Source organism: Dietzia sp. (genome assembly GCF_036741115.1).
Lineage (GTDB): Bacteria > Actinomycetota > Actinomycetes > Mycobacteriales > Mycobacteriaceae > Dietzia.
Genome location: NZ_DAINST010000007.1, coordinates 13,330 through 25,617 on the forward strand (window position 1 = coordinate 13,330; position 12,288 = coordinate 25,617).

A 12,288-nucleotide genomic window follows, 5' to 3' on the forward strand; every position below is an offset into this window, starting at 1 on the left:
GCGCGGCGGTCGAGGTGCGATTCGCGGAATCGGCATCATCGAAACTGCTGCCTTCACCGCAGGCGGAGAGCGCCAGGGCGGCAGTCGCCACGATGGCAACAGCGGGGAGCGCGCGAGCCGCGCGGCGCCGGGGCCGGGGCCGGGGCTGGGGTCGGCGCCCGTGAATGTGCTGCGTCGTCTTCGACATCGACCATCCTTTCCGTTGCCAGGCTAGGGCACGCTACCGAGTAGCTGAGAACACCACCCCGAGAAGGCTCCGACCGGGCGCGAATTCGCGCCCGGTCGGAGCCTTCTCGGGGTGGGCTCGGTTGCGGAGCCGGGAGAGGCGACGCGCCTACCGGTAGGCGGGGTACCTATGGATAGTCGGGCCGACTAGGAGAACATCTTCTCCACGAGGTCGAGGGTGCCGAGAGCCTCGTCGTAGTCCGGACGGTTGATCCAGTACGGCAAGTCGTAGGCGTGGCCGTCCTTGAACGCCGGGAGATTCGAGTACACCGGGTCGTTCTTGAGCTGGTCGACGCTCGTGACGTCCTTGTTGAAGCCGAGGACGAACAGGGTCGGCATGGTGAGCTCCTGCGTGATCTGCTCGCTGGAGATGGTGAGCGCGTCGCCCGAGCCGCCGTATGGCTCGAACTTGCCCGAAGCCTTGAGCGGCGCCGGCTCGAGGCCGACCTCCTTGAGCGTCGTGGGGTAGCCGACCTCGTCGTTAGCGACGAGCGTCTTGTCCTTGCCGGAGAACATCAGGTAGGCGACGGGCGCCGGCGGCGGCGTGATCTTGTCGCGCACCTCGGTGACCTTGTCCTCGTAGGTCTTGACGGCATCCTGGTAGACCTCGGGCTTGCCCACGGCATTGGCGAGGAACTCGTACTGCTTTTGCCACGTGTCGAGGGAGTCCGGGACCACGATGGTCGGGGCAATCTCGGAGAGGTCCTTGTACTGCTGGGTCGCGTGGCGGTACGGGAAGCCAATGCCGCCGGCGATGATGAGGTCGGGCTCGGTGGCGAGGATCGACTCGAGGTCGAAGCCGTCGTTGGACCACGGGAGGTACTCGGTTCCGTTCTTCTCCGCGTCGTCCTTCCAGAACTGTCCGGGCTCGCCCGGCTTGCCGACGGACTCGGGCACCGTGGCCGCGACGGGGAGGTCGAGGTGGTAGGCGTAGCCGGCGAGCGCGTTGTTGAGGACGACGACCTTCTTCGGCTCGGCCGGGATCTCGATATCGCCGTTCTCGGTGGAGACGGTCCGCGTCGAGGACTCGCCGGCGGACTCGGCCGAGGAGGACTCGCTGGAGCCGGAACCGTTACCCGAATCCGATGCGGACGAGCATGCCGAGACGGCGAGGGCGGAGATCGCGAGCATGGCACCGGCCGTGAGGAGCCGGAGCCTGCTTCGCTTGTCGGAGATCGTCATTCTTGCCTTTCCATGGCCGCGCCGGGCGGGTCGGCGATGCGGGCGCGCTCCCGCGTCCGCCCGGTGCCGAGTGGTGGACGGGGGATCGGGCGCGGTTCGTGCGCCCGGGAAAAGCCATGCAGCGATCTGCTTTACAATCGAGGATGACCTTTCACTTAGCTAAGGCTAGGCTATGAGAGGATTGGGAGTCCATACTAGGGGCGTATTAAATCCTCGGCCTGCGGAAACGCACTGGCGGGGCGGTCGTGCCCGGCGGCCCGGGCAGGCGGTGGCTCTCACAGGGAGTGTCAAGACGGAGCATCGACCGGGTGGGCGAACGGCCGACGCCGGAGAACGACTGGGAGGATCGAGGGTCGACGATGCACGAGTGGGGAAGCGGGGTGAGCGCGTGACGGCCGTCGAGGAAAAGGCCACGGGCCCAACTGGGTCCTCTGGTCCCTCCGTGCCCGCCGGGACCGCGGAGCGGACCGCCGATGCCGAGGCAGTCAACCCGAAGCGCAGAAGCGCCGGGATCCACGTCGCCGGAATCGCCGTGGTGCTGGCGCTCCTCGCGGGCATCACCTTCGCGAGCCTCGCCTACGGCTCGGGCTACGTCCCGCTCGGCCGTGTGTGGGAGGTGCTCTGGCACTCGGACAACTCGGCCGATTCCATCGTCATGCACGACCTGCGGATTCCGCGCACGATCCTCGGCCTGGCGGTCGGCGCGGCACTCGGAGTGGCCGGTGCGCTCATCCAGGCGGTCACCCGCAACCCGCTCGCCGATCCGGGCATTCTCGGGGTTAATGCGGGTGCGGCGTTCGCCGTCACATGCGGCATAGCCTTCTTGGGGCTCGACGGCGTGCGCGGGTACGTCTGGTACGCGATGGCCGGGGCCGCGATCGCCTCGGTTGCCGTCTACGTCATCGCGGCCGGGGGCGGGAAGGGCGCGACCCCGTTGCGGCTCACGCTCGTGGGCATGGCGCTCGGCGCGGTGCTCCTCGGCTCGACCCGCGCGATCGGGCTGCTCGATCCCGCGACCTACGACGAGATCCGCTTCTGGGAAGCCGGCACGATCGCGGACCGGCCGCCGGAGACGCTCGGCGCGATTCTTCCGTTCGTGCTGGTGGGGCTCGTGATCGCGCTGATCTGCGCGCGGCCGCTCAACGCGCTGGCCCTCGGTGAGGATGCCGCGACGAGCCTCGGCGCGAAGGTCGGGCTCGTGCGTGCGGGCAGCCTCCTGGCGATCATGCTGCTGTGCGGCGGTGCGGTGGCGGCGGCCGGGCCCATCGCGTTCCTCGGGCTCATGGTGCCGCACGTGGTGCGCTGGATTTTCGGCCCGGACCAGCGGTGGATCATCGTGTACACGATGCTGCTTTCGCCCTCGTTGCTGCTCGGCGCCGACATCATCGGCCGTTTCCTCATCTCCGGCGAACTGCCGGTCGGCGTGGTGATGGCCCTCGTCGGCGCGCCGATCCTCATCCTGCTGGTTCGCCGAAGCAAGGCCTCGGGCCTGTGACGGCGGACGTGCGCGCCACCGGGGAGGGCGCGGTCGAGAGGTCCGGTGGGGTCGTGTCGACTTCGCTGCGGCGGGGACGGACGGGGACGTTCTGGCAGCTCCGCGTCGGCGGTGTCGGGATGGAGCTGCGCGTGCGAACGCTCCTCGTGGCCGCGGCGCTACTTGTGCCGATCCTCGTGTGCACCTCTGTGTCCTTGTGCCTCGGCACGATTTCGCTGGGCCCCGGGCAGCTGTGGGACGTGCTCACCGGAGATTCCTCGGCGGTGCTGCGGAAGGTCGTGTTCGAGTGGCGCATGCCGCGCGCGCTCGTCGCGATAGTCCTCGGCGCGGCGCTGGGGTTGTCCGGTGCGGTGTTCCAGTCGCTCACCAAGAACCCGCTGGGCAGTCCGGATGTCGTGGGCTTCAACAACGGCGCGTACACGGGGGTCATCGTGGTGACGATCCTCGGGGCCCACGGGCTGTGGTGGATTTCCGCCGGCGCGGTCCTCGGCGGCCTCGCCACGGCGCTGCTCGTCTACGCGCTCGCGTATCGCCGCGGTGTCCAGGGCTTCCGCTTCGTGATCGTCGGTATCGCCATCGCCGCGATGCTCGCTTCGCTCAACACGTGGTTCTCCATCGCCAGCGACCTCGACGTCGCCATGGAGGTGGCGGTGTGGGGCGCGGGCAGCCTCAAGGGGACCACCTGGACCGAACTTGTGGTCGCGACGATCGCGGCGGCCGTGCTCGCGCTGGCCCTCGCCGGATTCGCGCGGCGCCTCACCCACCTCGAGCTCGGTGACGACGTGGCCACCGTGCTGGGCGTTCCGGTAGAGCGCTCGAAGCTCGTGCTCATCGTGCTCGGCGTTTCCCTGACGGCTGTGTCCACCGCGATCGCCGGGCCGATCCTCTTCGTCGCGCTCGCGGCGCCGTCGATCGCGCGACTGCTGTGCCACACAGGCGAGTCGGTGACACTCCTCGGCTCCGCCGCAGTCGGCGCCGCACTCGTCCCCGCGGCCGATCTCCTCGCCCAGCACGCCTTCGGCGACAATGACCTCCCCGTCGGTGCTGTGACCATCTGCATCGGCGGCCTCTACCTCGTGTGGCTCCTCGCCCGCGAAGCCCGAGACACCTAGGAGAATCACCCATGACGACGGACCACACGGCCACCAGCGCCTCCGCGACTTCCTCCGCCGGCTCGGCGGACGGCGCGGTCGCCGGCGGCTCGGCAGGGCCGGCGGCTGCCTCGAGTGGTGTGACGGCCGGGGCGGCTGCCGTGGCGGCTAGTCCGCTCGCCGCGCGCGAGCTGCGCGCGGGCTACGGGGCCCGGTCGGTGCTCGACGGGATCTCGCTCGACATCGAGCCCGGGGGATTCACGGCGATCATCGGCCCAAACGCCTGCGGCAAGTCGACCCTGCTGCGCGCGTTCTCGCGGTTGCTCAAGCCGCAGGGCGGCTCGATCATCCTCGACGGCAAGGACATCTCCTCGTACCGGACCAAGGAGGTCGCGCGCAGACTCGGGCTGCTGCCGCAGAGCTCGGTGGCGCCGGACGGAATCGGCGTCCGGGACCTCGTAGCGCGCGGCCGCTACCCGCACCAGTCGCTGTTCTCGCAGTGGTCACGGGAGGACGAAGAAGCGATCGACGCGGCGCTGGCGCGAACGGGGACCACAGATCTCGCGGACCGCTTCGTCGACGAGCTGTCCGGCGGGCAGCGCCAGCGCGTGTGGATCGCGATGGTGCTCGCCCAGGACACCGACGTGCTCCTTCTCGACGAGCCGACCACGTACCTCGACATCACCCACCAGCTCGAGGTCCTCCGGATCGCCGACGACCTCCGGCGCGAGGGGCGCACGGTGGTCGCCGTTCTCCACGAGCTCGCGCTGGCCGCGCGCTTCGCCACCGACCTCGTCGCCATGCGCGACGGCGAGATCCGCTTCCGCGGTGCCCCGACCGACGTGGTGACCCCGGAATCGCTCCGCGACGTCTTCGACCTCGAGTGCCGCGTTATCGCCGACCCGGATCTCGGCTGCCCCGTGGTCCTCCCGAGCTAAAGGTCCCGGCCGGGACCTAGATCTTGCGCAGGCGCAGCCGCTGAATCGAGTGGTCCGAATTCTTCCGCAGCACGAGCGTCGCCCGGGGACGAGTGGGCAGGATGTTGTCCACGAGATTGGGGCGGTTCACCGAACCCCAGATCTGCCGGGCAGCGCTGCGCGCGGCATCGTCGGTGAGCGTGGCGTAGTGGTTGAAGTGCGAATTCGGGTCTTGGAACGCCGTGTTACGCAGGGCCAGGAACCGCTCGACGTACCAGTTCTCGATGTCCTCGAGCTTCGCGTCGACGTACACCGAGAAATCGAAGAGGTCCGAGACCATGAGCCGCGGACCCGTCTGCAGTACGTTGAGGCCCTCGACGATGAGGATGTCCGGCTGCTCGATGCTGATCTTCTCGCCGCGGACGATGTCGTATTCCTTATGGGAATACACCGGGGCCTCGACCACCGAGGCGCCGGATTTGACCGCCGTCACAAAGCGGAGGAGGGCGCGCCGGTCGTACGACTCCGGGAAGCCCTTGCGCTGCATGAGGTTGCGGCGTTCCAGTTCCGCATTGGGGTAGAGGAAGCCGTCGGTGGTGACCAGATCGACGCGCGGGTGCGAGTCCCAGCGCGAGAGGAGCGCCTGGAGCACGCGCGCGGTGGTCGACTTGCCCACGGCCACCGAGCCGGCGATGCCGATAACGAAGGGCACGCCCTTCTCCGAGGCATGCCCGAGGAAGGTATTGCGCGATTGGAAAAGGCGCTGCTGCGACGACACCTGCAGGTGGATGAGCCGCGAAAGGGGCAGGTAGATCTCCGCGATCTCGTCGAGATCGAGGTGGTCCTGGATGCCGCGCAGCCCCTGGACATCGGATTCGGTGAGCACCATGGGCATCGACTGGCGGAGTCGTTTCCAGTGCGGCCTGTCGAACTCGATGTACGGCGACGGCTCGTTGGTGCTCCGACTCACGCTGTCCCTTCCGGTTGCCCGAATGCCCCCGCCGATTGTTCCAGACCGGGCAGCGCTGCGTGCCCGGATGGGCCGCTACGTGGGCGACGGGAACGCTCGGGTGCAGCCGGCAGGATCGTCCAGGTGCATCCAGCGGGATCGCCCAAGCGCAGCCGCTGGGATCCCGCGGGGGCAAGGAAGTATAGACTTACCGCAGAAACCGTGGCCATCTTGGGAGGAACCTGCAAACGATGTCTGATTCCGTGGACGTGATGAACGTATCGCTTTCCGAGCTCGATCCCGAGCTCGCCGAGGCGATGGCGGGCGAGCTCGGCCGGCAGCGCAACACCCTCGAGATGATCGCTTCGGAGAACTTCGTTCCGCGCGCGGTACTGCAGGCGCAGGGTTCGGTGTTCACCAACAAGTACGCCGAGGGCTACCCGGGCCGTCGCTACTACGGCGGTTGCGAGTTCGTCGACCAGGCCGAGGACCTCGCCCGCAACCGGGCCAAGGAGGTCTTCGGCGCGAAGTACGCGAACGTCCAGCCGCACTCCGGCGCGCAGGCCAACGCGGCGGTGCTCATGGCGCTCGCGACGCCCGGCGAGAAGATCATGGGCCTGTCGCTCGCCCACGGCGGCCACCTCACGCACGGTATGGCGCTCAACTTCTCGGGCAAGCTCTACGACGTCGTCGCCTACGAGGTGGACCCGGAGACCATGCAGATCGACATGGACGCGGTGCGCGAGCAGGCCGTCGCCGAGAAGCCGGCCGTGATCATCGCCGGCTGGTCGGCGTACCCGCGCCAGCAGGACTTCGCGAAGTTCCGCGAGATCGCCGACGAGGTGGGAGCCAAGCTCTGGGTCGACATGGCGCACTACGCCGGCCTCGTCGCCGCGGGGTTGCACCCGAGCCCCGTCCCGTATGCGGATGTCGTCTCCACCACCGTGCACAAGACCCTCGGCGGCCCGCGCTCGGGCATGATCCTCACCAACGATCTCGACCTGTTCAAGAAGATCAACTCGGCCGTGTTCCCCGGCCAGCAGGGCGGCCCGCTCATGCACGCCGTCGCGGCGAAGGCCATCGCCATGAAGATCGCGGGCTCGCCCGAGTTCGCCGAGCGGCAGAAGCGCACGATCTCCGGCGCGCAGATCATCGCCGAGCGGCTCACACAGGAGGACTGCCGGGAGGCTGGAGTCGACGTGCTCACCGGCGGCACCGACGTCCACCTCGTGCTCGTCGACCTGCGCAATTCCGCGATGGACGGGCAGCAGGCCGAGGACCTCCTCCACTCCGTGGGGATTACGGTGAACCGCAATGCAGTGCCCTTCGATCCGCGTCCGCCGATGGTCACCTCCGGCCTGCGCATCGGCACCCCGGCGCTGGCGACGCGTGGCTTCGGTGATACCGAGTTCCGCGAGGTCGCCGACATCATCGCCGCCGCGCTGGTTGGCGGCGAGAAGGCGGACGTCGAGGCGCTCCGCGGCCGGGTCACCGCCCTGGCGCAATCCAAGCCGCTGTACGACGGCCTCGAGGACTGGAAGATCCTGGGCTAGGTCCCGTCCGCCTTCCCACCTGGAACGGTGATCACGTGAACCCGCATGAGGCGCCCGGTGCCGGGTCCGGGGGCGGATCCGGCACCGAACCGACGGCCGCATCCGGGCGCGATCGCGTCGCGCTCGCTGTCGGTTTCCCGCCCGGCCTCGCCCCGGACAAGTGGCTCCGCCGCATGGCCGAGCGCTTTCCGGTCGTCGAGGTGCAGGGATTCGTGCTCGACCTCGCCGAGGCACGCGTGTCCGATGCCGCGCGGCTCCTCGGCGGCACATCCGGAATGACGCCGGAGGCCGACATTTCCGTGGACGCCACCTCCGCTACGCCCGATTCGGCTCACGACGAACTGGGGAACACCGGCGGCGATCGCCCCGAGCGCTTCGACGTGGTCTTCGTCCGCGAGTCCTCGGACGATCCGCGCTCGGCGCCGCTCGGGCTCGCGCGGATCCCGCTGTACGACGAGGCGCAGTCCGTTCTAGTCCCCAAGGACCACGAGGCGTCGCTCTTCGCGTCGTTGTCCCTGGACGAGCTCGACGGGGAGCGCTGGGTCGAGCCCGTCGATCCGCTCGTCGCCACTTCCGCTGAGGTGCAGATGCACGTCGAGCTCGTCGCGGCGAACGTCGGTCTCGGGCAGCTCCCGCTCCCGCTCGCGCGCGCACATTCTCGCCGGGACGTGGTCGTCGTGCCGCTCGATGAGCCGCCGAGCACGAGAGTCGGCATCGCATGGCTTCCCGAACGGGGCGAGGACGAGGCGATCGCGGGATTGGTCGGCATCGTGCAGGGGCGCACCGCCAATTCCTCGCGCGGCCCGGAGGCCCGATCCGCGGCTTCGGAGACGGAAAAAGGCGGGGATCGAGCCCGCGACAAAGGCGGGGCAGTTCGGGAGAAGCCCAGGGGCAAGACCGGACGCAGCGCGGCTCCGAGGAAGGCCGGGGAACAGAGCCGCGGTTCTGGGCGCGGACGTCCGGCGTCAGGGGCAAGGCGTGGACGCTCGAGTGGTCGAGGGGGCCGGCGCCAGCGATAGGCGGCTCCGCTCTACGAAAGTAGTAGGGCGCCCTGTCGATGCCAGGGGAACCGATCCATCTGCTCGGATCGTCGTGAGGTGTGAGGGCGCGGGGGCGCCGAACACACCACGCGGCCATTGCTGCCGCGACGAAACGGAGAGCAGAGATGGCAATCGGCACGGGGACCAAAGAGAAGATCGAAAAGCTGTTGCGGCAGAGCGCAGACCGGTCTGCTACGCCCGCAGAAGCAGAGGCGTTCCGGAACAAGGCGTTCGAGCTCATGGCGCGGGAAGGGCTCGCCGAGTCGGATGTGGATCCGGGGGCTGCGGAGTCCGATATCGTCCGGATAGAGATTCCCATGCGTTTTACCTACGGGCGGGACTACGGCGCTGCGTTCGGGAGGGTCGCCGAATCGCTGCATTGCTCGTATTCGTTCGGCCGCGAGCGAGCGGGTGCGGTGGTCTTCGGGCGGCGCAGGCATCTCGAAAGACTCGAGTTCCTCTGGCCACTACTCCACGCGTTGAGCACCACGGAAATGGCAGCGATGCGCGGCCCGAACGCCGCCTCGACACGGAGAAAGCGGATCTCGTTCCTCCATGCGTTCATGGGTTCCGTCGCCGATCGCCTCGGCGAGATCGACTACGCGGTGGCAGGTGAGCGCGCCAGGGGCGAGGCCGAGGGAGCGGAAGAGCCATGCGGGGCCGAGCTCGACTTCGCCTCGGACCGCAAGAAGGCAGATGCTGCACGGGGCCTTTGGCTCGCCGAGAACGGATATGCGTTGGTGGGCAGGCACTCACGGGCCCTGCTCGATCGCGATGCAGTCTCGGCGGGTATCCGTGCGGGGCGGGTCGTCGACATAGGAAATACGCGCGTCGAGGGAGGGCCGCGTCGACTCTCGGCATAGCTCGGCCCACGCCACGGCTGCCGTCGACTTCTTCGGAACCACCGAAGCCCTCACTGGACTGCGTGCCGCATTGCTACGCTCGCCGGCGCCTCGCGCGGCGGCCTTGTCCTCGATCGCCTCGATACAGCCCAATCCAATGAAACAGAATTGGTCGGGCATCGACTCGCCGGAGCCGGGATCCCGCTCGATGCGGTGGCGCCAGGGCTGGTGGTCACGCCTGTGACCGAGGAGCTCCGCTCCTCTGCGGAAACGATATCTACGGCGCAATGGACGAGATGGTGTGGGCGGATTTCAGCGCCCGGCTCTAAAGGCTCGACAGGGCTGCCCATGCCCATAGCGAAACCCCGGCCCCCCCGCAGGGAAGGGCCGGGGGTCGAAGTCTATGTGCGACCTAGGCCTCGCCGCCGAGGCTGTCCGAGACGATCTGGAGCGAACCGCTGGCGCTTCCGACGCCGAGGTCGACGAACTGTCCGATGGTGTCGAAAACCTGGCCGAAGATGTCGGAAATGGAACCCATGATGTGTCCTCCTGGGGTTGGCCGCGAGGGAAATGATTTCGCGGTCGTGTGTGACTTGCGTTGCCGACCGTACATGAGAGGCACGGAGGGTTGAAGGGCAGCGCCGCGCGGTAGTGGCGCCGTCTGTGCAGTTGAGGGAAGCGATGTCGTGCTCCCTCGGTGGTAGAGAGAGCATTTCGTGATGTAGTCGTTGCACACTAAAACGGGGGTAGTGGCCGCTCTGGCTCGGCACCGGGAGTTTTATTGTCCGACAAACGCGACGCCACTCTTCTCGCTGGGTACAGCCTCGGGGGATGTTCTCCCCGTGAGCGCTCCGGCACCGGCAGGGATTCGCTGCCAGGCTTCTCGAGGAGTGTCCGGCGGCCGACAGGACGCTCGCCTGGTCGCCGGCCGGCCAGATCGACATACCGCTGTCCAGCGTCGGGGCGGTGCAAGCCATGTCCTGTCGACATGGACGGCGCGCGCGAGCCGATCCGGGGCAGACCGATTTTTCAGAGCAACAATTGGGCTACGAGGCGAGGAGTCCAGGCCCCGCCGGGCCGAGGACCGCCCTCCTGCTCCGCCGTGTTCCTCAACACTCCGGGACGTTGACGGCGAGCCCGCCCAGCGAGGTCTCCTTGTACTTGTCCATCATGTCGAGCCCGGTCTGCCGCATGGACTCGACGGCGGTGTCGAGCGAGACCCGGTGTTCGCCGGAACCCTTGAGCGAAAGCAGCGCGGCGTTGACCGCCTTGACCGCGCCCACCGCGTTCCTCTCGATGCACGGGATCTGGACGAGGGCGCCGACCGGATCGCAGGTGAGCCCGAGATTGTGCTCGATGCCGATCTCCGCGGCGTTCTCCACCTGAGCTGGCGTCCCGCCCATGATCTCCGCGAGCCCCGCCGCCGCCATCGCACACGCGGAACCCACCTCGCCCTGGCAGCCGAGCTCGGCGCCGGAGATCGACGCCCGCTCCTTGATGAGCGCGCCAATCCCGCCCGCAGCCAGGAGGAATCGCACAGCCAGTTCGTCTTCGGCCGCTTCCGTGCGCTCGCCAGAGCCCGGGGCATCGAGCTTGTCCCAGCCGCATTCGAAAGCCCAGTACATGACGGCAGGGACGATGCCAGCCGCGCCGTTCGTTGGCGCCGTGACCACGCGATGCCCGGCGGCGTTTTCCTCGTTGACGGCGATGGCCGCGGCATTTAGCGTGTCCATCGTCCGAGTCACTGAATCGGTGGAACCGAGTTGAGCGGCCAGCGTTGCGGCGCGTCGCTCGACGCCGAGCCCGCCCGGCAGCGTCCCGGCGGCGGAGAATCCGGCCTCGATGCACGCGCGCATCGCGCGCCACACCTCGAGCAGATGCTTCTCCGCGAGGCCCTCGCCCGCCAGCACCGCCTCGTTGGCGCTCACGAGGCGGGAGATCGACATGCCCCGCGACGTGCATGCGCGAAGCAGATCGTCGGCACACGAGTAGACGACGAACCCCGGCGGCAGAGACTCGCCCCTGGACCCGGAATCGACAAAAGTAGAGTCGCCGTCGAATTCCACGAATCCGCCGCCGACGGAGAAGAACCGACGCGACAGCAGAACCTCCCCGGCGACATCGAATGCCCGGGTATCGACGGTATTCGGGTGCCGGGTGGCGATGCGGTCCATGCGAAGGGACACGGAGACGTCATCCATATCGAGCACGGTCCCACCCGAGAGAGTGAGCGTGTCGCACTCGCCAGCGCCGAGCGCGCGCACGTGCTCGACATCGACCGTCGTGGGATCGGCGCCCTCGAGCCCGGCGAGCACGGCGCCCGGGGTGCCGTGCCCGCGGCCGGTTGCGGCGAGCGAACCGAACAGATCGACCTCGACGCGAGCGACAGCCCCCGGGTGCTGGTCCGCGAGCTCGCGCGCGAAGAGCGCCGCGCCGATCATCGGGCCGACCGTATGCGAGGACGACGGGCCGATACCGATGGAAAACATCTCGACGACGGAGGCGCGCATGCGGACTATCGTACGACCGGCGATCAGTAGCGCAACGCCATCCGCATCGCGCCGATCGCCTCGTCGACGGCGGACCGGGCGGCACGGCTCACACCCACCGAATTCATAAAAGGGTGCACCAGCGAGAGATGGCGGCGCGGCGACACCGCCACCCCGGCCTCGCTCATGGCACGCGCGTAAGCCTCACCCTGATCGCGCAGCGGATCGAATCCGGCGACCGCGACATGCGCCGGCGGGAGCCCCGACAGGTCGTCGGCGGCGAGCGGCGAGACGTAAGGGCTCGACCCGGCGTCCTGCCCGCCGAGGTAGGCGGAGGTGAAGTAGTCGATGTGCTGGCGCGTGAGGTATGGGCCCTCGGCGTAGATCCGGTACGACGCGGTCCCGGGGTCGGACACCGTGGTCACGGGGACGGCGAGAAGCTGGAAGGCGGGGAGCGCCTCGCCGGCGTCCCGGAGCCGGAGAGACGCCGTGGTCGAGAGGTTTC

At 68.5% G+C, this 12,288-nt stretch carries 11 protein-coding genes and 1 pseudogene; 6 read left to right on the forward strand and 6 right to left on the reverse strand.

Annotated elements, in window-relative coordinates; genetic code table 11:
• Together V7E05_RS02085 and V7E05_RS02090 are read right to left on the reverse strand one after the other, a co-directional pair.
• Positions 1–187, reverse strand: a pseudogene (locus V7E05_RS02085) (hypothetical protein); the annotation flags it as partial.
• Between the two features lie 185 nt (positions 188–372).
• Complete coding sequence (locus V7E05_RS02090; RefSeq protein WP_333618023.1) at positions 373–1,407, reverse strand: ABC transporter substrate-binding protein; 1,035 nt, start codon at positions 1,405–1,407, stop codon at positions 373–375.
• 367 nt (positions 1,408–1,774) lie between these two features.
• Here V7E05_RS02090 and V7E05_RS02095 point away from each other — a divergent pair, with 367 nt between their 5' ends.
• Genes V7E05_RS02095 through V7E05_RS02105 form a run of 3 tightly spaced genes read left to right on the forward strand, consistent with a single transcriptional unit; the run spans position 1,775 to position 4,931 of the window.
• A complete protein-coding gene (locus tag V7E05_RS02095) occupies positions 1,775–2,902 on the forward strand; it encodes an iron chelate uptake ABC transporter family permease subunit (protein WP_333618024.1) in 1,128 nt (375 codons plus the stop codon).
• Positions 2,899–4,014 (forward strand): FecCD family ABC transporter permease, encoded by a 1,116-nt coding sequence (locus V7E05_RS02100; RefSeq protein WP_333618025.1) that lies wholly within the window; start codon positions 2,899–2,901, stop codon positions 4,012–4,014. Before V7E05_RS02095 ends, V7E05_RS02100 begins: the two co-directional genes overlap by 4 nt.
• Before the next feature lie 11 nt (positions 4,015–4,025).
• Positions 4,026–4,931 carry an ABC transporter ATP-binding protein gene (locus tag V7E05_RS02105; protein WP_333618026.1) on the forward strand — a complete coding sequence of 302 codons (906 nt, stop codon included), beginning with the start codon at positions 4,026–4,028 and terminating at the stop codon, positions 4,929–4,931.
• Between the two features lie 16 nt (positions 4,932–4,947).
• On the opposite strand, the gene coaA is transcribed toward V7E05_RS02105, so the two are convergent.
• On the reverse strand, positions 4,948–5,880 hold the full coding sequence (gene coaA / locus V7E05_RS02110; protein ID WP_333618027.1) for a type I pantothenate kinase: 933 nt from the start codon (positions 5,878–5,880) through the stop codon (positions 4,948–4,950).
• Between the two features lie 230 nt (positions 5,881–6,110).
• Between coaA and glyA the strand changes: the two genes are divergently transcribed.
• From glyA to V7E05_RS02125, 3 genes are all read left to right on the forward strand, one after another.
• Positions 6,111–7,412: a serine hydroxymethyltransferase gene (glyA, locus tag V7E05_RS02115; RefSeq protein ID WP_333618028.1), complete on the forward strand. Its 1,302-nt coding sequence runs from the start codon at positions 6,111–6,113 to the stop codon at positions 7,410–7,412.
• A gap of 35 nt (positions 7,413–7,447) precedes the next feature.
• Positions 7,448–8,431, forward strand: coding sequence for a LysR family transcriptional regulator substrate-binding protein (locus tag V7E05_RS02120; protein WP_333618029.1), 984 nt, complete (start codon positions 7,448–7,450; stop codon positions 8,429–8,431).
• A 146-nt stretch (positions 8,432–8,577) separates the two neighbouring features.
• A complete protein-coding gene (locus V7E05_RS02125; protein ID WP_333618030.1) occupies positions 8,578–9,315 on the forward strand; it encodes a DUF2786 domain-containing protein in 738 nt (245 codons plus the stop codon).
• 391 nt (positions 9,316–9,706) lie between these two features.
• Here the strand turns inward: V7E05_RS02125 and V7E05_RS02130 are convergent, their stop codons facing one another.
• The 3 genes from V7E05_RS02130 to V7E05_RS02140 form a co-directional block, all read right to left on the reverse strand.
• Positions 9,707–9,832, reverse strand: a complete 126-nt coding sequence (locus V7E05_RS02130; protein WP_333618031.1) for a hypothetical protein — start codon at positions 9,830–9,832, stop codon at positions 9,707–9,709.
• A 571-nt stretch (positions 9,833–10,403) separates the two neighbouring features.
• A complete protein-coding gene (locus tag V7E05_RS02135; RefSeq protein WP_333618032.1) occupies positions 10,404–11,804 on the reverse strand; it encodes an L-serine ammonia-lyase in 1,401 nt (466 codons plus the stop codon).
• Positions 11,805–11,827: 23 nt separating this feature from the next.
• Positions 11,828–12,288, reverse strand: a 461-nt coding sequence (locus V7E05_RS02140) for an alpha/beta hydrolase fold domain-containing protein (protein WP_333618033.1), incomplete at its 5' end; no start/stop codon positions are given.

Coding starts and splice junctions, on each gene's coding strand:
- V7E05_RS02105 (WP_333618026.1), top strand. CDS start 4,026: ATGACGACGGACCACACGGCCACCAGCGCCTCCGCGACTTCCTCCGCC.
- V7E05_RS02090 (WP_333618023.1), bottom strand. CDS start 1,407: ATGACGATCTCCGACAAGCGAAGCAGGCTCCGGCTCCTCACGGCCGGT.
- V7E05_RS02130 (WP_333618031.1), bottom strand. CDS start 9,832: ATGGGTTCCATTTCCGACATCTTCGGCCAGGTTTTCGACACCATCGGA.
- glyA (WP_333618028.1), top strand. CDS start 6,111: ATGTCTGATTCCGTGGACGTGATGAACGTATCGCTTTCCGAGCTCGAT.
- V7E05_RS02125 (WP_333618030.1), top strand. CDS start 8,578: ATGGCAATCGGCACGGGGACCAAAGAGAAGATCGAAAAGCTGTTGCGG.
- V7E05_RS02135 (WP_333618032.1), bottom strand. CDS start 11,804: ATGCGCGCCTCCGTCGTCGAGATGTTTTCCATCGGTATCGGCCCGTCG.